Genomic DNA, 22,914 nt, shown 5'->3' with positions numbered 1-22,914 from the left:
CTAAAACCGTGCGGCGAGCGTGTCCGGGTCGAAGGCGTCGATGTCCTTCAGGAGCGCGATAAAGCCGTGGGCGGCACGGTCGAGCGAGGCCGCGCCCTTGGCGGCGGTGGCCCGCGCGGCCTGCCCGACGGCACCGGCGGGGTTCAGGTCCTGCGCCATCCAACCGAAGCCGTGGGGGCCGTAGGCGCGCAGGTGCGTGAAGCGCTGCGCGAAGCCTTGCTGGGCGGAGGGAAAATCGGCCGCCTGCTCCATCGCCACCAGATCCGGGGCGAGGTGCAGCATGATCGAGGTCTCGATGTCGCCGCCGTGGATGCCGTAGGCGCGCTCGTCTTCGGAAAAGGCGCCCTCCGGCTGGCCGAACCGGCCGAAGCGGGTGGTCGCCACCAGCATCGCGAAGCGGGCGCGCAGCTCCAGCGCCACGATGTCGGCCAGCGCCATGTTGCCGCCGTGGCTGGAGGCGATCACCAGCTTGCGCACGCCCGCGCGGTGCAGCGCCTCGCCGATCCCTGTCCAGGTCCTGACCGCGACGTCCCAGTCGAGCGTCAGCGTTCCCGGGGTCGCCATGTGCTCCAGCGAGCGGCCGACCGGCTGCACCGGCAGGAAGGTCGCCGGCAGACCCGGCGGCAGCAGCGAGACGATGCGGCTGACCTGCCCCTCCGCGATGATGAGGTCGGTGCCGAGCGGCAGGTGCGGCCCGTGCTGCTCGACCGCCGCCACCGGCAGCACCGCGATCCAGCGGGCGGTGTCGCCGGCCGCGATCGCCGCCGCGCTCATGTGGTGCCAGTAGGGCAGGGGAAGGGCCGGATTATCGGGCATCTCGGTTCCGCAAGGCATCTCGGTTCTGCCGGCGTCTCTTCGGCCGGCCGCCCCGCCCGGCCGGAGCGCGGGCGCCGCCGGCAATCATAGGACGCTTCGGGGCGCGGCGATATCCGCGGTTCGCAGGCGCTCAGGCGGTGCGGGCGAGGTGCGCCTCGGCGCCGGCGATCAGGGCCTTGACCCGTGCGGCGTGGGCCGCGGTGCCGCCGAGCGAGAACCGGCTGTGGGACAGGATCGCGACGGTGGTCTCGTCGCCCTCGAGCGGCAGGATGCGGATCTGCACCGTGTCCGGCCGCCGGCTGAACGGCGTGCGGAACACGTAGCGGGCGCCGAGCCCGTCGCCGTCGACCGAGACGCGGGTGCCGTGAGGCAGCGTTTCCGCCGCCGCGGCGAAGGCGAGCGCCAGCGCCTTGCCGAAGGCGCGGAAGCGCGGCGGCTCCAGGTCCGGCACGGCGGTGGTGAAGCCGGCGGGGGCGGCGAGGAACCGGCTGCCGCGGCGGGCCGGGCCGAGGGTGGCGAAATCGATGGGGCCGAGATCGGCCGGCGCGCCGCCGATGCTCCAGAGCCGTTCGCGAACCGCCGCCAGCACCATGATCGCGAACACCACATAGGCGACGATCATCGGCAGCATGGAGGACGACATGGAGGGCTCCCGGGCGCTTCGCCGGCGGAAAAGAGCCGGCGAAGGGCCAAAGACAGCCGAACCGCCCGGCGGTCAAGCCGCCGGGCGGTATCGTTTGAAGGTTTTTATACGATTTTGCCGGCGCCGGAGCGGCCCGGAGGCACCTGCGCCCGGCCGATCTCGGCATGGTGCGCCTTGCGCGCGCGGGCGCGGTCCTTGTTGGCGCGCACCGCCGTCCAGACGCCCTGGGCGGAAATCATGAACACCGCGAACCCCGCCCAGAGGAGGGCGCTGGTGGCGCCGTCGAGCAGGGTTTCCGGCACCGGCAGGATGGGCGACGACCGGGTGGCCGAACCCGCGGTGGCGGCGAGGTCGGAAATCGTCGAGGCCGCGGCGGGCTCCAGGCTCGCCAGCGTCAGCGTCATGGCAACAGCCCCCAGAAGCCAGGCGCGGGGGCGGCGGAACGGCAGGTTGAGTGCCATGATCGTCTCCTCCATCACGGAATGCTGTGGGTGATCCGGGCGGGGGACCGGCGCGCCGGGGAAGGGGTGCGCGGGGCCGCGTCGGATCGGCTGAACGGCATTTCGACATGCGATCCCGGCCGGGAAGTGCGTCTAACGGGGCGCGCACAGGTTGATTTCGGGGCAATATTGCGGCCGCGTTTACGTATTCCGCCGGTGTTTACCTCCGGCGCCGGGCCGGGTAGGTCTCTCACGGGATGCGGAATCCGGGACCGGACCGCGTTCGTCGCAGGCGGCTGAGGAGACGACGATGCAAGGCTTGACGGCAACGTTGCTGCGCGGGCTCTGGTATGTGGCGCTGCCGGCCGCCGACGTGAAGCCCGGCGCGATGGTCGCCAAGACGCTGCTGGGCGAGCCGGTGCTGATCGGCCGCGGCCGCGACGGCAAGGTGTTCGCGCTGCGCGACATCTGCCCCCACCGCGGCATTCCGCTGAGCTACGGCAAGTTCGACGGCGACACCATCGCCTGCTCCTATCACGGCTGGCGGTTCGGCCGCGACGGCGTCTGCACCGAGATCCCGTCGCTGCGGGAAGACCAGAAGGTGGATGCCTCGCGCATCCGCTGCGGCGCCTATTCCTGCGTCGAGCGGCAGGGGCTCGTCTGGGTCTATTTCCCGAAGGCCGACGAGGCGCCCTCGGGACGCGAGGCCGAGCCGCCGGCCCTGCCGGTGTTCGCCGACGACGTGGCGCCGGCGATGTCGATCATGCTGCCGTTTCCGTGCTCCACGGACCACGCCGCGTTCGGCCTGATGGACCCGACCCACGCCGCGTTCGTGCACACCTCGTGGTGGTTCAAGAAGGACGCGAGCAAGCTGCGGCCGAAGGAGAAGGCGTTCGAGCCCTCCGAACTCGGCTGGCGGATGGTGCGCCACGCGCTGCCGCCGCAGAACATCGTCTACAAGCTGCTCGGCCAGAACGTGACGACCGAGATTTCCTACCGCCTGCCGGGGCTCAGGGTGGAGGAAATCCGCGGCGACCGCCATGCGGTGGTGGGCCTGACCGCGATCACGCCGGTCGACAACGAGCACACCGAGGTCTGGCAGATGTTCTGGGTCTCGATGGGCTGGGCGAAGCCGCTGCGCCCGCTGTTCGAGCACCTGATGCGGGTGTTCCTCGACCAGGACCGCGTCGTGGTGGTGCGCCAGCGCGAGGGGCTGGAGAAGGCCTCGCCGCGGCTGATGCTGATCAACGATGCCGACACCCAGGCGCGCTGGTGGATGCGGGTGAAGGACGAATGGATGGAGGCCCAGGAGGCCGGCCGCCCGTTCGCCAATCCGCTGAAGCCGATGGTGCTGCGCTGGCGCAGCTGAGGAGCGGATCTTGCTGCGCTGGCGCAGCTGAGAAGCGGATCGTGCTGCGCTGGCGCAGCTGAGGCCGGCCGTCGCTTGCAGTCCGGCGGCGCGTCAATCCTCGTGCCGGCCGGCCCAGAAATCGCGCTGCAGTTCGGCGGCTTCCGCCTCCAGCATCGGGCCGACCACCGCGACCTCGCGCTGGCCCATGGCGAACACCGCCCGGCAGGGCAGGTCGAGGGTCGGGTTCTCGGCGTGATTGCCGGTCATCGCCTTCAGCCCGCGCTCGCTCTGGCCGTAGACGACACGGCCGATGCCCGCCCAGTAGATCGCCCCCGCGCACATCGCGCAGGGTTCGGCGGAACTGTAGAGCGTGCATTCGGCGAGGAACGCGCGCGGCAGGGTCTTGGAGGCGCGCGTCGCGACCAGCCGCTCGGCATGGGCGGTCATGTCGCCGCCCTCGGAGGAGAAGCCGTTGGTCTGCTCGATCAGCACCTTTCCGTCGGGGCCGGCGAGCAGCGCGCCGAACGGATGGTCGCCGTTGCGCCGCGCCAGCCGGGCGAGCGTGAACGCCCGCCGCAGCAGCCATTCGTCGTCGACCGCGTCGCCGCCGTCCCGTTCGCCGAACCCGTCGTCCATCGTCCGTCCTTCCCGCCTCGCCGTGTCCCATTTGAAGCGGCGTTCGGCGCGCCGGTAAAGCGGCTTCAGCGCACGCCGAGGCCGGCGGTGAGGCCGCCGTCGATGACGTGGTCCGAACCGGTGATGAAGCCGGCGCGGTCGGAGGCGAGGAAGGCGATCAGGTCGGCGATTTCCTCCGGCTCGCCGATGCGGCCGATGGGGTGGGCCGCGCCGAAGCGGGCGAACACCGCCTCGATGTCGGCCTCCTCGCCGTCGAAGGTGCGCGCGGCGAGGGCCAGAATGGGCGTGCGCACGGAACCGGGACTGACCGAGACCACGCGGATGCGATCCGGGGCGAAGTCGAGCGCCATGGCGCGGGTCAGCGCATGGATCGCGCCCTTCGAGGCGACATAGGCCGCCACCCCGGACTGGCAGGCATGGCCCTGGACGCTGGAGACGTTGACGATGACGCCGCCGCCGCGCAGGCGCATCTCCGGCACGGCGAAATGCGCCATCAGGTGGACGCCGCCGACATTGACGGCGAGGCAGCGCGCGAACATCGCCGGCGAGGTGCCGACCGCATCGCCATAGGGGTGGACCGCGGCGGAATTGACGACGATGTCGACCCCGCCGAACGCCTCGACGGTCGCTTCCACCGCCGCCGCCACGTCGTCGGCGTCGCTGACGTCGCAGCGGCGGACCTCGAACTCGAGCCCGCGGCTCGCGGCCTCGGCCGCCAGCGCGGCGTTGGCGGCCTCGTCGATGCCGAGCGCCATCACCGAGGCGCCGCGCTCGGCCAGCGTCAGCGCGGTGGCGCGGCCGATGCCGGTGGTGCCGGTGACGATGGCGACCTTGCCGGCGAAGGCGTCGTCGTCCGACGCGGTCCCGGCGGACAGGGATTCACTCCTATTGGACATGGATCAGCGTCCTCCCCTCTCCGGCGGGCCGTCCGCGCGCGCCGCAGGAATATATTCCAGGCCGGCATCAAGGTGCCGGCTCATATGATAGGCGAAGCCGAGCCGGTCGCCGCGTTCGAGCGCGGCGACGATATCGGCGTGCTCGGCGGCGGCGCCCTCGCGGGCACGGCGCAGCGATTTGCCGGTTTCCATCAGCCGGCGGATCACCGGTTCAAGCATGGCATAGATTTCCGCCAGGGTCCGGTTTCCCGCCGCATCCACCAGACTGCGATGAAACAGGAAATCGAGCCGCGCCGCCTCGAACGGGTCGGCGGCGGCCGCCATCGCGGCGTTGAGACGGCGCAGGTCGGCGATCTCGGCCGCGCCAATCCGGCCGACCAGAACCTCGCCGAGATTCATCTCGATGAGGCGGCGGAAACCCTGGATGTCGCGGAAGCTCTCGGCCGACAGGTCGATGGCGAAGGACAAGAGCGCGTTGACGGCGGTCTGGCGCCGGTCGGTGATGACGGCGCCGATCTTCGGCCGGGATTCCACGAGGCCGTAGGCCTTCAGGATGCGGATCGCCTCGCGCACGGTGTTGCGGCTGGCGCCGGCCATCGCGGCGATCTCGATCTCGCCGGGCAGCGCGTCGCCGACATTGAGGCCGCGGTCGCGGATCAGGTCGCGGATCGCCGCGACGACGTGATCGACGGCCGATGCCCGCTCGTCCTCGCGTCCGCCCGCGTCCATCGCGTCTCCATTCCCGGGCGTCTTCCTTCCCGGCCGCTCCGCTGCTTCCACCCGGATGGGTAGCAGCCGGCAGAAGCGCTCGCAACGACAATTGTCCCTCAAATAGGGCTGAAAGCGCGGCCGATAGCGGCGATGTGACCGGCGAATCGGCTTGATGCCCGGCGCGTTCCGGCTATCTTGTCCGACAAATAGCAGGAGGAAGTTCCATGTTGCAGTCCTGGCGCTGGTTCGGACCGGAGGACCCGGTAACGCTCGACCATGTCCGCCAAGCCGGCGCGAGCGGCATCGTCACCGCGCTGCACCACATCTATGACGGCCGGGCGTGGACCGCCGACGATGTCGCCGAGCGCAAGGCGATGATCGAGGCGAAGGGCCTGACCTGGGCGGTGTGCGAATCGATCCCGGTGCCGACCGCCATCAAGCAGCGGCGCGGCGGCTACCGCGCGGCGATCGAGTCCTGGAAGACCTCGCTCGCCAATCTCGGCCGGGCCGGGGTTCCGGTGGTGTGCTACAATTTCATGCCTGTGGTGGACTGGACGCGCACCAACCTGCGCTATCCGATGCCGAGCAGCGGGCTGGCGCTGCGGTTCGACATGCCGGACTTCGTCGCCTACGACGTGTTCGCGCTGAAGCGGCCGGGGGCCGAGGGCGATTATCCGGCCGCGCTCGTCGAGACCGCGAAGCAGCGGTTCGAGGCGATGTCGGACGCCGAGATCGGCACGCTGGAGCGCAACATCATCGCCGGCCTGCCGGGCGGCGAGGACACCTACACCCGCGAGGGCATCGCCGAGCGCATCGCCTCGTTCGAGGGCATCGGCCCGGCGGAGATGCGGGCGAACCTGATCGAGTTCCTGAAGGAAGTGGTGCCGGTCGCAGAAGAGGTGGGCGTGAAGCTCGCCATCCATCCCGACGATCCGCCGTTCTCGCTGTTCGGCCTGCCGCGCATCGTCTCGACCGCCGACGACGTGCGGGCGCTGTTCGCAGCCGTCGACAACCCGGTCAACGGCATCACGCTCTGTGCCGGGTCCTACGGGTCGCGCGGCGACAACGACCTGCCGGCGATGGCGGCGGAATTCGGCCCGCGCATCCACTTCGTCCACCTGCGCAACGTCTCGCGCGAGCCGGACGGCTCGTTCATCGAATCGGACCATCTCGACGGCGACGTCGACATGGTCGCGCTGATCTCCGCGCTGAAGCGCGAAGAGCGCCGCCGCGCCGCCGTGGGGCGCCCGGACGTCCACTTCCCGATGCGCCCGGACCACGGCCACCTGCTCGTCGACGACATCGCCAAGGATGCCGCCGGCCTCAAGGTCAATCCCGGCTATTCCTGCATCGGCCGCCTGAAGGGCCTCGCCGAGCTGCGCGGCGTGATGGCCGCGGTGGACAGGTTGCTTCCGGCCTGATCGCGCCGGGCGGGCCCTATGTCCCGCCCCTCCGCCACGGCGCTCCAGATGACGGCCGGTCGCTTCGTGCGGCCGGCCGCTTTCGTCAGGAGCCGATGCCGCAGGCGGCGCGGTAGGGGGCGAGGGCGCGCTGCACGGCGGCGCGCAGCAGCGCATCCGGCCGGGCGGCGAGCGTGCCCGCCGCGACGGCCGGATAGAACGGGCCGAGATATTGGCTGACGAGGGTCTCGGGGATGTGCCGGCCGGCGAGGCGCGAGAGCAGGCGCTCGACCGCGCCGCTCGCCGCCCGGTGCGGCCAGTAATAGCGGATACGGTCGGAATAGCTGTAGTGGCGCTGGATGCGCTGGGCGCTCGCGTCGCCCGGATAATATTTCGCCCAGTGGCCGGGCTCGGCGACCATCAGGCGCTCCATGGCGGCGGCAAGCGTGTCGTCCTCGGCAAGCCCGTCCATCACGGCGGCGATGCGGTCGAGGCCGTAGAGCGCCTCGCGCAGCGCGAAGGTCAGGCCCGGCCCGACCTTGAGGATGGCGAAGCCGTCCTGGACGAGGGCCGCCAGTGCCTCCGCCGGCTGGTAATCGGTGGAATGGGCCTCGAACACCAGCCCCGGCATCCGGTCGAGAGCCGCCGACAGCGCGGCCGCCGCCGGCCGGTCATAGACGACGACGTTCTCGTTGCCGAACTCGACGCCCGGCTGCACCACCACGCCGAGGGTGCGCTCGAACGCGCCGGCCACGCCGGCGTCCGCGAAGGCCGCGCGGTGGACGGCGACGGTCTCGAGCGCGGCTTCGGGCCGGGTCACGGCGAGATGGTCGAGCGCCTCGAACGCGCCGCCGGGGATCGGCACCTCGGTGCCGATGATGTAGACCGGCTTCTCCGACCCTTCCGGGCCCGCCGCTTCGCTGATCGCGGCGAGCCGGGCCGCGCGCCCGGCGGTGACCGCGTCCGGCAGTGCCTCGGGCTCGCCGCGGCAGCCCATGCTGGTATCGAGGTGGATCTTGGTGAAGCCGGCTTCGACATAGGCCGCCACCATCGCCCCGGCGCGGGCAAGTGCTTCCTCCGCCGGCAGCGCCTTCCAGGGATTGGGGCCGAGATGGTCGCCGCCGAGGATGAGCCGGGCCCGGTCGAACCCGACGCGGTCGGCGATCTCTTCGACGAAGCGGCGGAAGTCGGCCGGCGTCATGCCGGTATAGCCGCCCTCCTGGTTGACCTGGTTGCAGGTCGCCTCGATCAGAACGTCGGTGCCGTCGTCGCGGCCCTGGGCGAGCGCCGCCGCGATCACCAGCGGATGTGCCGAGCAGACGGAGGTGATGCCGGGCCGGCGGCCGGCGGTCGGGCTGGCGAGGTCTAGCAGGCGTGTGGTCATGGCTTCGGTCCCGTGGAGCCTGTCGCGCGCAGATCGACGGATCTGGACGGGACAGGCGCGAGCTTCTGAATTTTGCGGCGGCGTCTCGCCGGGCGGATGTGCGCCGGGCGTTCAGACCGCGACGCCGTGTGCGGCAAGGAACGCATCGCGTTCCGCGGTGGTCGACGTGCCTTCCATCGGCCCCTTCACCGTGACGGCCCTGGCGCCGCAGGCATTGGCGGAAATCAGCGCCTCGCGGGGAGGCACGCCGGCGAGCCAGGCGACCACGAACGCCGCGCCGAAGCTGTCGCCCGCCCCGGTCGGGTCGATCTCCGTCACCGGGAAGGCCGGCGCGGAGACGGTTCCGGCGTGGTCGTAGTAGCGCGCGCCCTCGGCGCCGGCCTTGACGACCACCGCCTTGACGCCGCTGGCGAGAATGCGGGTGACGGCCTCGGCCTCGGTGTCGGCCTCGGCGAACAGGAAGAGTTCGCCGCCGCTCGGCAGGAAGAGGTCGGTCTCGGCGAGCACCCGAGACAGTGCCCGGGACATGCCGGGCAGGCCGAGGATCTCCTTGCGCACGTTCGGGTCGAACGACACCGTGCCGCCGCGGCCCTTCACCGCCGCGATCGCCTCCGTCACGAGATCGACCACCGAGGGCGAGAACAGCGACGAGCCCATGACGTGCAGGTGCCCGGCTTCGGCGATCAGGGCGCTGGCGGCGGCCGTGGGCGCGATGGCGCCGCAGGCGGCGTGCTTGATGTTGAACACGAAGTCGCGGTTGCCATCGGGCCGGTAGCGCACGAAGGCGCTGCCGGTCGGCACTTCCGGGTCGACAGCGATGGCGGAGATGTCGACGCCGTCGGCGGCGAGGCGGTCGAGATTGACGCGGCCGAAATCGTCGGAGCCGACCGCCGAGACGATGCCGCAGGGATGGCCGAGCCGGGCGACCTGATCGATGAAGATCGCGGGTGCGCCGGAGGGAAACGGGCCGACGAGCGCGATGGGCTCACGGAAGCCGTCACCCGGCTCCACCGCCATGATCTCCACCAGGATCTCGCCGATCGTCACGACTTTTTTCATGGGCTTCCTCCGGCTCGCGGGCCTTCTTCGGGCGGGGCTGTTTTTCAGCCGTCGTTGGTCGTTATGTTTTGTCGCGGCCCGGTCGCGGTCCGGGCCGGGGGCGTCAGGCCGAGGCGCGCATCATCAGCGTGGCGCCGAGCCGGATCTGGCGCACCGGCGCAGTCGCCGGGCCGTCTTCCTCGCTCTCGATGCCCTCCATCAGGAGATCGATGCAGTGGCTGCCGAGCTGATCGAAGTTCTGGGCGACGGTGGTGAGCGGCGGGCAGCCGTAGCGGCTGAGCGGCTGGTCGTCGTGGCCGGCGATGCGCAGGTCGCAGCCGGGTTCGCGGCCGATGCGCAGGCCGCGCTGGTAGCAGGCCGCCATCACGCCGGTGGCGATGCGGTCGTTGGCGCACAGCACCGTCGTCGTGGCGAAGCCCGGGCCGTCGAGCACCCGCTGCGCCTCGGTGAAGCCGACATCCTCGAACCGCCAGTCGCGGGCATCGGTGACGCTGACGACCTCCGGCTGGAAGCCGAGGCGCGTCATGGTCTGGAGATAAGCGAGCTTGCGCTCGGCGGCGTTGTTGTTGATCGCCGGCATGTCGAAATAGGTCGGCGGCGTGCCGGTGCGGCAGAGATATTCGGTGATGAGCGGCATGCTCTGGAAATTGTCGGTGCCGACGAACGGGGTGCGGTCGTCGAGGCGGGAATCGAGGAACACGATGGGAATGCGCGCCCTCAGGCTCTCGATCAGGCCGCGATCGGAATCCGCCCCGAGCGGGGCGACGATCGCCCCGGCGATCTTCAGCGACAGCAGCATCTCGATGGAGCGCCCCTCGAGCTCCGGGTCGCCGCGCGAGGACAGCACGATCACCAGATAGCCGTTCGCCATGCAGCGCGCTTCGATGCAGCGCACCAGCTCGGAGAAGAACGTGTCCGACGTGTCCGGCACGATGACGCCGATGATGCGCGGCCGCTTCTTGTTGAGGTTCACGGCGAACAGGTTCGGTCGGTAGTCGTATTTCGACAGCGCCTGCTCGATCTGCTCGCGGGTGGATTTGCGCACGCTCGCGGGATCGTTGAAATATTTCGAGACCGTCGGGCGGGAGATGCCGCTGAGCTGCGAGAACTCCGCCATGTTCTTGATCTTGTGGTCGGCCATTCGCGCTCTTTCAGGCTTCTTCATTAGTCTCGCCTCGGGCGCCATCCGGCCGCTCCCTTGAGGTGGGCCGCACGGGAGGCGCGCCGCACGGGAGGCAGGCCGAACCGGAGGCAGGCCGCACTGGCCGCCCGGACCGGCGATCATCCGATAGCCCGCTCCGGCCACCCTGGCGAGCCCGCAGACGCAGCCGGCGCCGGTATGACGGTCTGTCTGCTGCGGAAACCGCTCCCGGGTCGCCTTGACGTCGAACATGAGATCGCGGCGAAACGGCCGTTTGTCCGCACGCCGGTATCCCGGCCGGCTTCGAGGCCGCCGCATCGTCCACGTTCGAGGGGATACGCTAGCACAGAGTTTTACGCGAGCAAGTTTTTAAGTTGACGCGGTGCGAAGCGGTCCCTAGCCTCCGATCAAAATCGACGGCCGCCGGCAAACGCGCGGCCAGCGTTCCCGGGAGGACGCGACGCCCCATGACGATCCGCAGCCGCCACACGACCGTCTGAACGTTGCCGCCGGGGGTCCCGGCGGTGTTCGGCGCCGTCTGCGCGCGGCCGGGCCCGCCCCCGTGGGGTGCCGCGCCTGCGATCGCTGCCGGCCGCCTCCCGCGACGAAAACAGGGCAGGGAGGTTTCGATGAGCGCATTCAATCCGGGTGGCCGGCTTCAGGGCAAGGTGGCGCTGGTCACCGGGGCAAGCTCCGGCATCGGCCGCGCTCTCGCCCGGGCGCTTGCGGCCGAAGGGGCCTCGCTTGCGCTCGCTGCCCGCTCCGCCGAGAGGCTCGCCGCGGTGGCGGACGCCGTCGGCGCCGAGGACACCCTGGTGCTGCCGTCCGATCTCGGCGAGGGCGCGGAGGTGGAGCGCGTGGTGGGCGAGACCCTCGCCCGGTTCGGCCGTATCGACATCCTCCTCGCCAATGCCGGCCTCTACCTGCCGGGCGACGTGGCCGAGGCCGATCCCGACGCGATGGATTCCGTGGTGGCGATCAACGTCAACGGCGTGTTCCGCAGCGTCCGGGCCGTGCTGCCCGGCATGATGGCGCGCGGCAGCGGCGATATCGTCGTCACCAGCTCGGTTTCCGGCCATCAGGCCATTCCGTGGGAGCCGGTCTACAGCGCCACCAAGCACGCGGTGCAGGCGTTCGTCCACGGCGTGCGCCGGCAGGCCGCGCCCCACGGCGTGCGCGTCGGCGCGGTGGCGCCGGGGGTGGTGCTGAACGAATTGTGGGGTTTCACCGACCCCGCCGCCATCGAGGCCAAGGTCGCCGCGCGCGAGGGGCTGCGCTCGGAAGACGTCGCCGACGCCGTCATCTTCATGCTGACGCGGCCGGCCAACGTCACCATCCGCGATCTCGTCATCCTGCCGCAGAACCAGGACATCTGAGCGGGACGATCTGACCGCGGCGAGGGGCATACCCATGGAACGGTTCGATTACGTGATCGTCGGGGCGGGCGCGGCGGGGTCCGTGCTCGCCAGCCGGCTGTCCGAGGATCCCAAGGTGCGCGTGGCGCTGATCGAGCCCGGCACCGACCGCAACAGCGGCAGGACCATCGTGAAGATGCCGCTCGGCATGGTCACGTTCATGATGCCGGCGGTCGATTTCCTCGGCGGTCCGAAATTCATGTCGTGGTTCGAGACCGAGCCGGAACCGGGGCTGCAGGGCCGCAAGGTGATGCTGCCGCGCGGCAAGGCCACCGGCGGCAGCACGACGGTCAACGGCATGATCTTCATCCGCGGCCAGCGGGAGGACTACGACCACTGGCGCGACCTCGGCAATCCCGGCTGGGGCTATGACGATCTCCTGCCCTATTTCCGGCGGCTGGAGACCTTCGAGGCGCTGGCCGATCCGGCCGGCAGCCGCCACATCCGCCTCGGCGGACGGCCCGTCTCCGAACAGATCGACCCCGCTTTTCACGGCACCGGCGGGCCGGTGAACGTCGCGCAGCTGCGCTCCGTCAACCCGATGTGCGACGTGTTCCTCGAAGCCGCGCGGCAGGCCGGCCACGCCTACAACGCCGATTTCAACGGCGCCCGGCAGGAAGGCTTCGGCTACTACACCTTCACCCAGAAGGGCGGCGAGCGGCAGAGCGCCGAGCGGGCCTATCTCGATCCGGTCCGCCACCGCCCGAACCTCGCGATCTTGCCCGGGCGCCGGGTGACGCGCATCCTCACCGAGGGGCGGCGCGCCGTCGGCGTCGCGTGGGAAGCGGGCGAGGGCGACGCGGCCGTGCGCGGCGAAACCCGCGGCGGCGAAATCATCCTCTCGGCCGGGGCGTTCGTCTCGCCGCAGCTTCTGATGCTGTCGGGCATCGGCAACGGCCGCGATCTCGCCCGCCACGGCATCGAGGTCCTCAACGACCTGCCGGGGGTGGGCGCCAATCTCCAGGACCACATCGACGTGACCATGGAGTACAAGGCGAAGACGACGGTGCCCTATGGCTTGTCGTGGAAGGCGCTGCCCGCCAATGTCGCCCATGTCTTCAAGTGGCTGTTCGGCCGCCGGGGTCTGTTCGCCTCCACCACCGGCGAGGGTGGGGCGTTCGTGCGCACGCGTCCCGATCTCGACCGGCCGGACATCCAGCTGTTCTTCTGCACCTCGGTCGGCAACGCCCAGAATGCCGGCTCGCTGTTCGGGCATGGCTTCCTCGTCCATGTCTGCGAGCTGCGCCCCGGCAGCATCGGCAGGCTGACGCTGGCGAGCGCCGACCCGCATGAGCGGCCGTCGATCCGTTACGACTTCTTCCGCGGCGACAGCACGATGGAGTCGCTGCGCGAGGGCATGAAACTCGTCCGCAGGCTGATCGCCCAGAAGGCGTTCGAGCCGCATCTCGCCGGCGAGGTGACGCCGGGGCCGGAGGCCGACAGCGACGGCGCGCTGGAAGCCTATATCCGCCAGCGCTGCGGCACGCTCTACCATCCGGTCGGAACCTGCAGCATGGGCACCGGCGACATGGCGGTGGTCGATCCGTCGTCGCTGCGCGTGCACGGCATGGAGGGATTGCGGGTGATCGACGCCTCGGTGATGCCGGCGATCGTCTCCGGCAACACCATGGCCGCGACCTACTGCATCGCCGAGAAGGGCGCCGATCTGGTGCGCCGTATGGCTACCTGAACTCCTCCCGGAAAATGCCGCGCAAAACTTGGCGCACGTCAAATATTGGATTGACGCGCACACATCGGGCCTCTAGGTTTCTGTCCATAAAAAACAACAGGAGGAAATGATCCGCGACCGGGTGACCCGGCAGGATCGCGAAACGCCCCGCCAGCCGTCCGCCCACGCGGGCGAACAAGGGGCCGATCACGGCCATCGCGGCTCCTTTCGACGACACTTCTTCCGGACAGCGGCGGGTCGGTCTCGACCGTCTTTCGTCCGTTCGGCTTCGCGAACCGGCCCCTCATGCCGGCCGTGCCGATGTCGCGTGCGTACAAAAAAGCAAAAACCGTGAACGAGGAAACGTCATGAAGAAGATCATTACCGCCCTGGCAGCGCTTGCGGTGGGTGTCAGCGTTCTTGCCGGTGCGGGCTCCGCCCAGGCGCAGGACGGCAAGAAGTTCACCATCGCCCTGATCCCGGGCCTGACGACGGACGCGTTCTACATCACCATGCGCAAGGGCGCCGAGGCCGCCGCGAAGGCGGTCGGTGCCGAGCTCGTGTTCCAGGGCGCGCCGGACTTCAACCCCGTTCTCCAGGTCCCGGTGCTCGATGCCGTGATCGCCCGCAAGCCGGACGCGATCCTGATCGCGCCGACCGACAAGACCCAGCTCGTCCAGCCGCTGAAGAAGGCGGCCGAGGCCGGCATCCCGGTGATCACCGTCGACACCTTCATCGGCGACGGCGTCTACCAGACCGGCAAGGGCGACGCGGACTTCCCGCTCTCCTACATCGCCTCCGACAACGTGCTCGGCGGCCGCATGGCGGCCCGCGCGCTCGCCAAGGCGGTGGGCGAGAAGGGCAAGGTCTACGTTTCCAACGTGAAGCCCGGCATCTCCACCACCGACCAGCGGGAGCAGGGCTTCAAGGAGGAGATGAAGAACTATCCGAACATCACGGTGCTGGAGACGCAGTTCAACGACAACGACGCCAACAAGGCGGCCTCGCAGCTCCAGTCCGTGGTGGCGCGCAATTCCGACCTCGTCGGCGTGTTCGGCGCCAACCTCTTCTCCGCGCTGGGCGCCGCTAACGGCGTGCAGCAGGCCGGCCAGTCCGGCAAGGTGAAGGTCGTCGCCTTCGACGCGCCGACCTCGATCGTCGACAACATCAAGAACGGCCTGGTCGATATCGCCATCGCCCAGCACCCGGCCGAGATCGGCTACTACGGCGTGATGTCGGCCTATGCCCACCTCACCGGCCAGTCGATCCCGACCGCGATCGGCACCGGCTTCACCGTGATGGACAAGTCGAACATCGACAATCCGGACATCGCCAAGTTCGTCTACTCGGACTGAGCGACCGCCCCTGCCGGTCCGGGCGGAGGCGCGTGACGAACGCCCGCCACCGCCCGGTTCCGGACCGGACGACACGACACCGGAAGCGGCAGCCCCCGCGGGAGCCGCCGCTTCCCCGACCGGATCGAACGGCAGGAGCCGGGTTCCGGTGCGACGGCCCCGCTGCGAAGGCGCGGGTGAGGGCATCGGCGGCGGTTGCCGGCCGGTGCGGCATGAGCCGGCTGCGGGATGAACCGGTAGCGGGCTGAACAGGAAGTGGTCTGGCGGCCCGCGCGAGACGCCCGCCGCCCCCTCACGGCCGGATGCCCCGACCAGGCCCGCGATCGCCGGGCGCGAAACCGCGATCCCGCTCTAGTTTTCAATGCGAGCCCGCGGCCACGGGCGGCGACCATCGCCCGCGGCACCGGACCCTGAACGGCACGGAGAGGCGCATGTCCGCCCAATCGACCCCGGAAGTGCGCACGGCCGCACCCAAGCACGGCAGCAAGCACGGCACCAAATCCGGCCCGAGCAATTTCCTGCTCGCGCTCGCCGCCGCCCGAGCGTGGCTGTTCCTGGCCATCCTCATCGTCTTCTTCGAGGTGTGGGCGCAGGTCAGCTATGGCTCGACCTTTCTGTTCTCGGCCTACAACGCGCAATCGATCGGCATCTTCGCCGTCGCGCCGCTGCTGCTCGCGCTGGGCTCCACCTTCGTCATCATCTCCGGCGGCATCGACCTGTCGATCGGCTTCATCATGGGCCTTTCGGCCGTGGCGGCCGCTCACGCCACCAACGTCGCCGGCGGCTTCCTGCCGCCGTTCCCGGCGATGCTCGTCGGCATCCTGGTTGGCCTCGCCGTCGCGCTCGTGCCCGGCTGGATCAACGGCATGCTGATCTCCCGGCTCCGGGTGCCGCCGTTCATCGGCACGCTCGGCATGTACGGCGTGGCCCGCGGCGCGGCGTTCCTCATCGCCGGCGGCACCACGGTTCCGGTGTCCAATTCCTGGTTCGCCGCCCTCGGCAACGGCCGCTTCCTCGGCGTGCCGGTGATCGTGATCGTCACTGTGCTGTTCGTGCTGCTGATGCACTACCTGCTGTCGCAGACCCGCTTCGGCCAGCATACCTACGCCATCGGCGCGAGCGAGCAGGCGGCACTGCGGGCCGGCATCAATGTCAGCCGCCACATCCGCAAGCTCTATCTCCTGTCGGCGGCCTGCGCCGGCCTCGGCGGCGTGCTCTATGCGGCGCGCTTCACCGCCGGCGCCGCCCAGGCGGGCGAACCGCTGCTGCTCGACTCCATCGCCGCCGTCGTGATCGGCGGGGCCAGCCTGTTCGGCGGCTCCGGCACCATTCTCGGCACGGTCGCGGGCGCCCTCGTCATCGCCGTCATCCAGTACGGCCTCGTCTTCATCAATGTGGAGCCGTTCTGGCAGTTCATCGCCGTCGGCACCGTGATCGTCATCTCCGTGCTGGTCGACCAGACCCAGCGCAGGCTCGGCGGGGAGAAGCACTGATGTCCGTCCAGACCCAGACCGCCTCTCGCGCGGCCAGCCACGCCGCCGTCGGCGCCGGTGCCCAGCCCATCCTCGACGTGCGCTCGGTCTACAAGCGCTTCGGCGGCGTGGAAGCGCTGAAGGGCATCTCGCTCCAGCTCTATCCCGGCGAGGTCGTCGCGCTCGCCGGCGACAACGGCGCGGGCAAATCGACCCTGATCAAGACGATCTCGGGCGTGCATCAGGCCGACGAGGGCGAGATCCTGTTCGCCGGCGAGCGGGTGAGCTTCGCCACCCCGGAAGCCGCCCGCGCCCACGGCATCGAGACGATCTACCAGGACCTCGCGCTCGCCGATAATCTCTCCATCGGCGCCAACATCTTCCTCGGCCGCGAGCCGGTGAAGAAGGTGCTCGGCCTGTTCCCCGTGCTCGACCGGGGCGCGATGGCGAAGGCCGCGCAGGAAACCATGGCGATGCTGGATTTCCATGTGAACCGGCTCGACGCCCCCGTCGGCCGCTTCTCCGGCGGCCAGCGGCAGGCGGTCGCCATCGGCCGGGCGATCTACTGGAACGCCCGCGTCCTCATCATGGACGAGCCGACCGCCGCGCTCGGCGTGCCCGAGCAGCGCAAGGTGGTCTCGCTCATCAAGACGCTGAAGGCCCAGGGCCGCGCCATCATCTTCATCTCCCACAACCTTCAGGACATCTTCGCGGTGTCCGACCGGATCGTGGTGATGCGGCGCGGCGCGCTTGCCGGTGAGCGGCGAATCGAGGACACCAACCACGACGAGGTCGTCAAGCTCATGGTCGGCGGCTGAGGCGCCCTCTCCTCGGCGCTGCCGACCGCGCGGCACCTGCTTCCAGACCGGGTGCCGCGCCCTCTCTTCCGGCGCCGCGCAACCGCGCGCCCGCGGAGCCGTGACCAATCGAAGGTGAGACATGCCCAGGAAACAGGATCGCCGCTTGCGGGTCGGGGTGCTCGGTTGCGGGCCGATCGCCCAGGCAGCCCATTTCGAAAGCTGCACCAAGGCCGCAAACGCCGATCTCTATGCGATCTGCGACGTGGCCGACGACCTTCGCGAGCGGATGGCGGCCACCCACGCGCCCGAACGCAGCTATGCCGACTATGACGCCATGCTGGCCGATCCCGACGTCGAGGCGGTGATCGTCGCCACCTCCGACGCCTTCCACGTTCCGGCCGCGGTCCGGGCGCTCGAAGCCGGCAAGCATGTGCTGTGCGAGAAGCCTCTCGGCGTGACGGTGGAGGAGGTCGAGGCGCTGAAGCAGGCCGTCGCCGCCTCCGGCAAGGTGCTGCAGGTCGGCCACATGAAGCGGTTCGATCCCGGCCTCGAAGCCGCGAAGGCATTCATCGACGACGGCATGGGCCAGATGATGGCCCTCAAGGCGTGGTACTGCGATTCCACCCACCGCTATCCCATGACCGACGCGGTGCAGCCGCTGATGGTGACGAGCGCCCGCGTCCGCAAGCCGGCCGGGGACCCCAAGGCCGACAAGCGACGCTATTTCATGCTCGCCCACGGCTGCCACCTGATCGATACCGCCCGCTATTTCGGCGGCGACATCGTCGATGTCTCCGCCCGCCTCAGCGAGCGCTACGGCGCCTATTGCTGGTTCGTCGACGTGACGTTCGCCAATGGAACCCTCGGCCATCTCGACCTCACGGTGGCCGTGCGCATGGACTGGCACGAAGGCTTCCAGATCTACGGCGAGTTCGGCAGCATCATCGGCAAGACGTTCAACCCCTGGTACTTCAAGACCAGCGAGGTCGACATCTTCGACGAGCGCGAGGGCGCCTCGCGCCGGGTTCTCGGCGCCGACGGCCACTTCTACCGCCGCCAGGTGGAGGGCTTCGCCTCCGTCATCCTCGACGGCGCGCCGATGCGCGGCGCCGACATCGACGACGGCATCGCCAGCGTGCGGGCGATGGTCGCCATCGCCCGCTCGGCGGAAAGCGGCCGGCCGGTGCGGCTCGCGGACGTGACGGGAGGGCTCTGATGCGGCTCGGCATCTTCGCCAAGACCTTTCCCGGGACGGATGCCGCGACGGTGCTCGCGGCCGTGCGCCACGCGGGCTACGAGACGACCCAGTTCAACATGGCCTGCCTCGGTCTGCCGGCGATGCCCGACGCCATCGATCCCGCCGTCGCCGCCTCCGTCGCCGCGGCGGCGCGGGCGGAGGGCGTCGGCCTCTGTGCCGTCTCCGGCACCTACAACATGATCCATCCCGATCCGGCGGTCCGCGCCCGGGGCCTCGCCCGGCTCGCGGTGCTCGCGGCGTCCTGCGCCGCGCTGGGCGCGCCGCTCGTCACGCTGTGCACCGGCACCCGCGATCCGGACGACCAGTGGCGCGCCCACCCCGGCAACGACGCCCCCGATGCCTGGGCGGACCTGCGCGCCGAAATGGACAAGGCCGCGGCGATCGCCGAGGCCCACGGCATCGATCTCGGCATCGAGCCGGAACTCGCCAACGTCGTCAATTCGGCGGCTAAGGCGCGCCGGCTGATCGACGAGACCGGCTCGAAGCGGCTGCGCATCGTGCTCGATCCGGCCAACCTGTTCGAGGCCGCGCCGCTCGCCGAGCAGCACCGCGTGGTGGCGGAGGCCATCGACCTTCTCGCCGACCGCATCTCCATGGGCCACGCCAAGGACCGCACGGCCGACGGCGCCTTCGCCACCGCCGGCACAGGCGTGCTCGATTATCCGTTCTATCTCCGCCGGCTGAAGGCCGCCGGCTTCGATGGGCCGCTCGTCACCCACGGCCTCGAAGCCGGCGAGGCGGCGGGTGTCGCGGCGTTCCTGCGCCGGGCGCTGGGGGCCGCATCGTGACCGCGCGCGTCTTCCACCGCGACGGGCTGGCGCTGAAGCTCCACGACAGCGGCGGCGACGGTCCGGCGGTGGTGATGCAGCACGGCCTCTGCGGCGCCGAGGGGCAGATCGCGGAACTCGTTCCGGCCGATCTCGCCGCGCGCCTCGGCCTGCGGAGGCTGACCCTCGAATGCCGCGGCCACGGCGGCTCGGAGGCCGGCGATCCGGCGGCGTTCTCGATCGCCACCTTCGCCGACGACCTTGCCGCGGCGCTCGACGCGCTGTCGATCCGCGGCGCGATCCTCGGCGGCGTCTCGATGGGCGCGGCCATCGCCTCGCGGCTCGCGGTGCGGCGGCCCGATCTCGTGTCCGCGCTGGTGCTGATGCGGCCGGCGTGGGTGTCGGCTTCCGCGCCGGACAACATGGCGCCGAATCTCGCGGTCGGCCGCCTCCTCGCCGCGCATCCGCCAGGGGAGGCCCGCGCGCTGTTCGAGGCCTCGCCGCTCGCCCGGCGCCTCGCCACGGAGGCGCCCGACAACCTCGCCTCGCTCGACGGCTTCTTCTCCCGCGAGCCGGTCGCGGTCACGTCGGCGCTCCTGACCGCGATCTCGCTCGACGGGCCGGGGATTTCCGATGAGGAGATCGCCTCGATCGCGGTGCCGGCGCTCGTCATCGGCCACGATCTCGACGTGGTGCATCCGTTCGGCCATGCCGAGCGCCTCGCCGCCCTCATTCCGGGCGCGCGGCTTGCGCGGATCACGCCGAAGGGCATCGACAAGGCCCGCTATCTCGCCGAATTCGGCCGCGCGTTCGAGGCGTTCGTCACCGCGCTTCCGGCCGGCCGCTCATCCGGCGCAACGCCCGCTTCCAGCAACAACGGAACCTGATCCCGATGAATCCCACCGTCTCCGCCCGCCTGTCGGGGCTGCAGAAGGAGCGGCTCCTCGCCGAGTTCTCGATGTGGTCGGCCGATCTTTTGCGTCTCGCCGACGATCTCGACCGCACCCGCGCGGTCGCGGACATCTATCACATCGATGTCGCCGACGGTCACTTCGCGCCGGCGCTGCTGTTCTTCCCCGACCAGGTCGCGCGGATGCGGCAGGCGACCGACCGGCCGCTGCATGTGCACCTGATGGTGAAGGACGAGGTGCTGATCGAGCAGATCCGCCAGTTCGCGGACGCCGGTGCCGACATCATCTCGATCCACCTCGAGAACGAGACCGTGATCGACGAGGCGCTGGCGCTCATCGCCGAGCTCGGCCTGATGGCCGGCATCGTGCTGAAGGTCGACACCCCGGTCGCGGGCGTCGCGCCCTATCTCGGCCGCGTCGGTTTCCTCACCCTGCTCGGCACCGCCATCGGCGTGAAGGGCCAGGGGCTCGATCCGGCCGCCACCGCCCGGCTGCAGGAAGCGCGCGCGCTGATCGCCGACGCCGGGCGTGGCGGCGAGATCGTACTGGCGGCCGACGGCGGCATCCGCGAGCACACCGTTCCCCTGCTGCGCGCCGCCGGTGCCGAGACGGTGGTGATGGGCTCGCTCGCCTTCGGCGCGCCCGATCTCGCCGACCGCATCGCCTGGGTTCACGGCCTGCCCGCGCCGGAGGCGCCGGTCTCGTGACGCGGGCCGCCGTCGGCATCGATCTCGGCGGCACCGAGCTTCGCGCGGCCGTGGTGGACGAGGCCGGGCGCATTCTCTCCCGCGCCCAGACCCGGACGGACGCCTGCGGCGGGCCGTCCGCCGTGATCGAACAGATGGCGGCGCTCGTCGCCGACGTCCGCGACGCGGTGCCGGGCGTCACCCCGGTCGGGATCGGCGTCGGCTCGCCGGGTCCGCTCGACGCCGAGGCCGGCATCGTGATCGGCCCGCCGACGCTGCACGGCTGGCACGACGTGCCGCTGCGCGACCTACTCGCCGAGCGCCTCGGCCTTCCGGTGCGTCTCGACAATGACGGCCATGCCGCCGTGCTCGGCGAATGGCGCTTCGGCGCCGGACGCGGACTGTCGAGCTTCGTCTACATCACCGTTTCCACCGGCATCGGCGGCGGCATCGTGGTCGATGGCCACCTGCTGCGCGGACGGCGCGGCATGGCCGCCCATGTCGGCCACATGATCGTGGAGGCCGGCAGCGACGTGGTGTGCTCGTGCGGCAATCCCGGGTGCTGGGAGGCGCTCGCCTCCGGCTCGGCGCTCGACCGGGCAGGCCGGGCCGCGGCCGCGCGCGAACCCGGCGGCACCATCGCCCGCATCGCCGCCGGACAGCCGGTCACCGCGCGTCATGTCATGACGGCGGCGCGGGAGGGCGACGATACCGCGCTCGCCCTCGTCGGGCGGGAAGGCCGCTATCTCGGCGCCGGCATCGTCAGCCTGCTGCACCTGTTCTCGCCGGAGCGGGTGGTGATCGGCGGCGGGCTTTCGAACGGGCTCGACCTTCTGGCCGGCCCGATCCGCGCCACCATCGCGGCGCGCGCCATGCCGGCCTTCCGCGACGTGCCGGTGGGCCCGAGCGCGCTCGGCCTCGATGTCGGGGTGATCGGCGCGGCGGCGCTCGCGTTGTGAGGCGCGGCGCGGCCGGGCGGCGATGTCAGAGCGCGTCCAGCACGGCTTCCGCGGTGCGGGCGTCGGTGACGAGGGCATTGATGTAGCCGCCGCGCGCGGCGCCGATGATCGCCGGCACCTTCTGCTGCGAGACGGCGACACCCACCACCAGCGGGGTGCGGCGGAACTGGTCGGGCGAAACCGCGATCAGCCGCGGCGCGCCATGCCAGAAGATCGCCGTGCCGTCGGCCGCGTAGAAGTTCTGCAGCACGTCGCCGGCGGCATGGGCGAGTTCGTCCGCCTCCGGCGTGCCGGCGGTGCCGCCCTGGGCGAGGTCGACCGCATGGGGCAGGCCGATGCCGACCAGGGCCGCGTCCAGCCGGTCCCACAGGCCGACGACGTCGCGGATGCCGGGATCGTCCAGGAAGGCCGCGCGGGATTCGGCAGCCGGCAGGTAGGGCGCGTGGATGAAGCGCGGCTGGCCGCCCATCTCCTGGGCGGCGAGGCGCACGAACTCGTTGATCTGGAAGTGCCGGGCGGGCTGCTGCATGCCGCCCATCGCCGCCACGGTGACGATGCCGGGAAGCCGGGGCAGGCCGGCCTGCAGCACCTCCCAGAGTGTGCGCCCCCAGCCGACCGCCAAGACCGAGCCCTGCCCGAGGCCGGCCTCCGCCAGAAGGCCGCCGACCGGCGCGGCGAGCGCCGCCAGTCCGCCAGCGTCGGGCGCGTCGACCACGGCGACCCGCTTCAGCCCGAGCCGCTCGGCGATCATCCGGCCGAGCGCGTCCGGGGCGACGACGTCGCGGATCTCGATGCGCACGATGCCGTCCTCCCGCGCGCGCTTCAGAAGGCGCGAGATGGTGGCCGCCGACACGCCGAGCCGGCGCGCGATCTCCACCTGCGACAGGTCGGCCTCGTAGTGCAGCTTGGCGACCGTGTGGATCAGGGTGCGCGAGGCGGCCGGTTCGGCCACGCCCGCCTTTCCCGCGTCCGGTCCGGCGGAGGAAGAAGGCATGTTGCAATTCCTTTCAGAATGATATTACATCATTCTCACGAACGCGGAAGACGTTCGCCAAACGAAACCGTTCGCGCCGCCGCCAGGGCCGCGCGCCGGCATCCCTTCCCCTGCCGCCGCAGGCTGCACGGCACGGGCGGGATGCCCCATC

The 22,914-nt window shown here is 70.7% G+C and carries 23 protein-coding genes; 12 read left to right on the top strand and 11 right to left on the bottom strand.

Translation table 11 applies throughout. The features are described 5' to 3' along the window. The 3 genes from BUF17_RS08845 to BUF17_RS08835 all read right to left on the bottom strand — a co-directional run bounded on the left by BUF17_RS08845 (nt 1) and on the right by BUF17_RS08835 (nt 1,920). Nucleotides 1-816, bottom strand: coding sequence for a creatininase family protein (locus BUF17_RS08845; protein ID WP_073627713.1), 816 nt, complete (start codon nt 814-816; stop codon nt 1-3). A 130-nt stretch (nt 817-946) separates the two neighbouring features. Then, complete coding sequence (locus BUF17_RS08840; protein WP_073627711.1) at nt 947-1,459, bottom strand: DUF1499 domain-containing protein; 513 nt, start codon at nt 1,457-1,459, stop codon at nt 947-949. 104 nt (nt 1,460-1,563) lie between these two features. Then, nucleotides 1,564-1,920, bottom strand: coding sequence for a hypothetical protein (locus BUF17_RS08835; protein WP_139282474.1), 357 nt, complete (start codon nt 1,918-1,920; stop codon nt 1,564-1,566). Between the two features lie 289 nt (nt 1,921-2,209). On the opposite strand from BUF17_RS08835, the gene BUF17_RS08830 reads away from it, so the two are divergent. Next, nucleotides 2,210-3,268, top strand: a complete 1,059-nt coding sequence (locus BUF17_RS08830; protein ID WP_073627707.1) for an aromatic ring-hydroxylating oxygenase subunit alpha — start codon at nt 2,210-2,212, stop codon at nt 3,266-3,268. Between the two features lie 93 nt (nt 3,269-3,361). Here the strand turns inward: BUF17_RS08830 and BUF17_RS08825 are convergent, their stop codons facing one another. The 3 genes from BUF17_RS08825 to BUF17_RS08815 form a co-directional block, all read right to left on the bottom strand. Beyond that, entirely contained in the window at nt 3,362-3,886 is a 525-nt protein-coding gene (locus BUF17_RS08825; protein WP_073627705.1) for a nucleoside deaminase, read from the bottom strand. A gap of 65 nt (nt 3,887-3,951) precedes the next feature. Further along, on the bottom strand, nt 3,952-4,782 hold the full coding sequence (locus BUF17_RS08820; RefSeq protein ID WP_073627703.1) for an SDR family NAD(P)-dependent oxidoreductase: 831 nt from the start codon (nt 4,780-4,782) through the stop codon (nt 3,952-3,954). A 3-nt stretch (nt 4,783-4,785) separates the two neighbouring features. Next, nucleotides 4,786-5,511: a FadR/GntR family transcriptional regulator gene (locus tag BUF17_RS08815; protein ID WP_073627701.1), complete on the bottom strand. Its 726-nt coding sequence runs from the start codon at nt 5,509-5,511 to the stop codon at nt 4,786-4,788. 206 nt (nt 5,512-5,717) lie between these two features. On the opposite strand from BUF17_RS08815, the gene uxuA reads away from it, so the two are divergent. Further along, complete coding sequence (uxuA, locus tag BUF17_RS08810) at nt 5,718-6,914, top strand: mannonate dehydratase (protein ID WP_073627699.1); 1,197 nt, start codon at nt 5,718-5,720, stop codon at nt 6,912-6,914. Between the two features lie 85 nt (nt 6,915-6,999). Here the strand turns inward: uxuA and BUF17_RS08805 are convergent, their stop codons facing one another. From BUF17_RS08805 to BUF17_RS08795, 3 genes are all read right to left on the bottom strand, one after another. After that, nucleotides 7,000-8,277: a D-tagatose-bisphosphate aldolase, class II, non-catalytic subunit gene (locus tag BUF17_RS08805; protein WP_073627697.1), complete on the bottom strand. Its 1,278-nt coding sequence runs from the start codon at nt 8,275-8,277 to the stop codon at nt 7,000-7,002. Between the two features lie 111 nt (nt 8,278-8,388). Next, on the bottom strand, nt 8,389-9,336 hold the full coding sequence (locus BUF17_RS08800; RefSeq protein ID WP_073627695.1) for a tagatose kinase: 948 nt from the start codon (nt 9,334-9,336) through the stop codon (nt 8,389-8,391). Between the two features lie 103 nt (nt 9,337-9,439). Further along, nucleotides 9,440-10,477, bottom strand: coding sequence for a LacI family DNA-binding transcriptional regulator (locus BUF17_RS08795; protein ID WP_073627693.1), 1,038 nt, complete (start codon nt 10,475-10,477; stop codon nt 9,440-9,442). Between the two features lie 629 nt (nt 10,478-11,106). Between BUF17_RS08795 and BUF17_RS08790 the strand changes: the two genes are divergently transcribed. Together BUF17_RS08790 and BUF17_RS08785 are read left to right on the top strand one after the other, a co-directional pair. Beyond that, complete coding sequence (locus tag BUF17_RS08790) at nt 11,107-11,853, top strand: SDR family oxidoreductase (RefSeq protein ID WP_073627691.1); 747 nt, start codon at nt 11,107-11,109, stop codon at nt 11,851-11,853. Nucleotides 11,854-11,887: 34 nt separating this feature from the next. Further along, a complete protein-coding gene (locus BUF17_RS08785; protein ID WP_073627689.1) occupies nt 11,888-13,582 on the top strand; it encodes a GMC family oxidoreductase in 1,695 nt (564 codons plus the stop codon). Here BUF17_RS08785 and BUF17_RS08780 read toward each other — a convergent pair. After that, a complete protein-coding gene (locus BUF17_RS08780) occupies nt 13,575-13,778 on the bottom strand; it encodes a hypothetical protein (protein ID WP_073627687.1) in 204 nt (67 codons plus the stop codon). The two genes, BUF17_RS08785 and BUF17_RS08780, sit on opposite strands and share 8 nt — an antisense overlap. Nucleotides 13,779-13,929: 151 nt before the next feature. Between BUF17_RS08780 and BUF17_RS08775 the strand changes: the two genes are divergently transcribed. The 8 genes from BUF17_RS08775 (at nt 13,930) to BUF17_RS08740 (ending at nt 21,769) form a co-directional block, all read left to right on the top strand. Next, nucleotides 13,930-14,916 (top strand): ABC transporter substrate-binding protein, encoded by a 987-nt coding sequence (locus BUF17_RS08775; protein WP_073627685.1) that lies wholly within the window; start codon nt 13,930-13,932, stop codon nt 14,914-14,916. A 431-nt stretch (nt 14,917-15,347) separates the two neighbouring features. Continuing rightward, entirely contained in the window at nt 15,348-16,409 is a 1,062-nt protein-coding gene (locus BUF17_RS08770) for an ABC transporter permease subunit (protein ID WP_073627683.1), read from the top strand. Then, nucleotides 16,409-17,206, top strand: coding sequence for an ATP-binding cassette domain-containing protein (locus BUF17_RS08765; protein WP_073627681.1), 798 nt, complete (start codon nt 16,409-16,411; stop codon nt 17,204-17,206). Before BUF17_RS08770 ends, BUF17_RS08765 begins: the two co-directional genes overlap by 1 nt. Nucleotides 17,207-17,327: 121 nt before the next feature. Further along, nucleotides 17,328-18,404: a Gfo/Idh/MocA family protein gene (locus BUF17_RS08760; RefSeq protein WP_073627679.1), complete on the top strand. Its 1,077-nt coding sequence runs from the start codon at nt 17,328-17,330 to the stop codon at nt 18,402-18,404. Further along, a complete protein-coding gene (locus tag BUF17_RS08755) occupies nt 18,404-19,234 on the top strand; it encodes a sugar phosphate isomerase/epimerase family protein (protein ID WP_073627677.1) in 831 nt (276 codons plus the stop codon). Before BUF17_RS08760 ends, BUF17_RS08755 begins: the two co-directional genes overlap by 1 nt. Continuing rightward, nucleotides 19,228-20,100 carry an alpha/beta fold hydrolase gene (locus BUF17_RS08750; RefSeq protein ID WP_073627675.1) on the top strand — a complete coding sequence of 291 codons (873 nt, stop codon included), beginning with the start codon at nt 19,228-19,230 and terminating at the stop codon, nt 20,098-20,100. Before BUF17_RS08755 ends, BUF17_RS08750 begins: the two co-directional genes overlap by 7 nt. Nucleotides 20,101-20,105: 5 nt before the next feature. Continuing rightward, entirely contained in the window at nt 20,106-20,831 is a 726-nt protein-coding gene (locus tag BUF17_RS08745; RefSeq protein ID WP_073627673.1) for a ribulose-phosphate 3-epimerase, read from the top strand. Then, nucleotides 20,828-21,769 (top strand): ROK family protein, encoded by a 942-nt coding sequence (locus tag BUF17_RS08740; RefSeq protein WP_073627671.1) that lies wholly within the window; start codon nt 20,828-20,830, stop codon nt 21,767-21,769. Before BUF17_RS08745 ends, BUF17_RS08740 begins: the two co-directional genes overlap by 4 nt. Before the next feature lie 25 nt (nt 21,770-21,794). On the opposite strand, the gene BUF17_RS08735 is transcribed toward BUF17_RS08740, so the two are convergent. Continuing rightward, nucleotides 21,795-22,694, bottom strand: a complete 900-nt coding sequence (locus tag BUF17_RS08735) for a sugar-binding domain-containing protein (RefSeq protein WP_084564410.1) — start codon at nt 22,692-22,694, stop codon at nt 21,795-21,797. Between the last annotated feature and the right edge of the window lie 220 nt (nt 22,695-22,914).

The sequence above is a fragment of the Pseudoxanthobacter soli DSM 19599 genome (assembly GCF_900148505.1).
Classification (GTDB): Bacteria; Pseudomonadota; Alphaproteobacteria; order Rhizobiales; family Segnochrobactraceae; genus Pseudoxanthobacter; species Pseudoxanthobacter soli.
This window is presented reverse-complemented; position numbering and strand designations above follow the sequence as displayed.

What these genes read in the sequence shown, in the direction of transcription:
- BUF17_RS08745 (WP_073627673.1), top strand. Translation starts at nt 20,106, where the DNA reads ATGAATCCCACCGTCTCCGCCCGCCTGTCGGGGCTGCAGAAGGAGCGG.
- BUF17_RS08835 (WP_139282474.1), bottom strand. Translation starts at nt 1,920, where the DNA reads ATGGCACTCAACCTGCCGTTCCGCCGCCCCCGCGCCTGGCTTCTGGGG.
- BUF17_RS08780 (WP_073627687.1), bottom strand. Translation starts at nt 13,778, where the DNA reads ATGGCCGTGATCGGCCCCTTGTTCGCCCGCGTGGGCGGACGGCTGGCG.
- BUF17_RS08800 (WP_073627695.1), bottom strand. Translation starts at nt 9,336, where the DNA reads ATGAAAAAAGTCGTGACGATCGGCGAGATCCTGGTGGAGATCATGGCG.
- BUF17_RS08770 (WP_073627683.1), top strand. Translation starts at nt 15,348, where the DNA reads ATGTCCGCCCAATCGACCCCGGAAGTGCGCACGGCCGCACCCAAGCAC.
- uxuA (WP_073627699.1), top strand. Translation starts at nt 5,718, where the DNA reads ATGTTGCAGTCCTGGCGCTGGTTCGGACCGGAGGACCCGGTAACGCTC.
- BUF17_RS08760 (WP_073627679.1), top strand. Translation starts at nt 17,328, where the DNA reads ATGCCCAGGAAACAGGATCGCCGCTTGCGGGTCGGGGTGCTCGGTTGC.
- BUF17_RS08840 (WP_073627711.1), bottom strand. Translation starts at nt 1,459, where the DNA reads ATGTCGTCCTCCATGCTGCCGATGATCGTCGCCTATGTGGTGTTCGCG.
- BUF17_RS08820 (WP_073627703.1), bottom strand. Translation starts at nt 4,782, where the DNA reads ATGTCCAATAGGAGTGAATCCCTGTCCGCCGGGACCGCGTCGGACGAC.
- BUF17_RS08795 (WP_073627693.1), bottom strand. Translation starts at nt 10,477, where the DNA reads ATGGCCGACCACAAGATCAAGAACATGGCGGAGTTCTCGCAGCTCAGC.
- BUF17_RS08785 (WP_073627689.1), top strand. Translation starts at nt 11,888, where the DNA reads ATGGAACGGTTCGATTACGTGATCGTCGGGGCGGGCGCGGCGGGGTCC.
- BUF17_RS08775 (WP_073627685.1), top strand. Translation starts at nt 13,930, where the DNA reads ATGAAGAAGATCATTACCGCCCTGGCAGCGCTTGCGGTGGGTGTCAGC.
- BUF17_RS08845 (WP_073627713.1), bottom strand. Translation starts at nt 816, where the DNA reads ATGCCCGATAATCCGGCCCTTCCCCTGCCCTACTGGCACCACATGAGC.
- BUF17_RS08815 (WP_073627701.1), bottom strand. Translation starts at nt 5,511, where the DNA reads ATGGACGCGGGCGGACGCGAGGACGAGCGGGCATCGGCCGTCGATCAC.
- BUF17_RS08765 (WP_073627681.1), top strand. Translation starts at nt 16,409, where the DNA reads ATGTCCGTCCAGACCCAGACCGCCTCTCGCGCGGCCAGCCACGCCGCC.
- BUF17_RS08790 (WP_073627691.1), top strand. Translation starts at nt 11,107, where the DNA reads ATGAGCGCATTCAATCCGGGTGGCCGGCTTCAGGGCAAGGTGGCGCTG.
- BUF17_RS08825 (WP_073627705.1), bottom strand. Translation starts at nt 3,886, where the DNA reads ATGGACGACGGGTTCGGCGAACGGGACGGCGGCGACGCGGTCGACGAC.
- BUF17_RS08805 (WP_073627697.1), bottom strand. Translation starts at nt 8,277, where the DNA reads ATGACCACACGCCTGCTAGACCTCGCCAGCCCGACCGCCGGCCGCCGG.
- BUF17_RS08755 (WP_073627677.1), top strand. Translation starts at nt 18,404, where the DNA reads ATGCGGCTCGGCATCTTCGCCAAGACCTTTCCCGGGACGGATGCCGCG.
- BUF17_RS08830 (WP_073627707.1), top strand. Translation starts at nt 2,210, where the DNA reads ATGCAAGGCTTGACGGCAACGTTGCTGCGCGGGCTCTGGTATGTGGCG.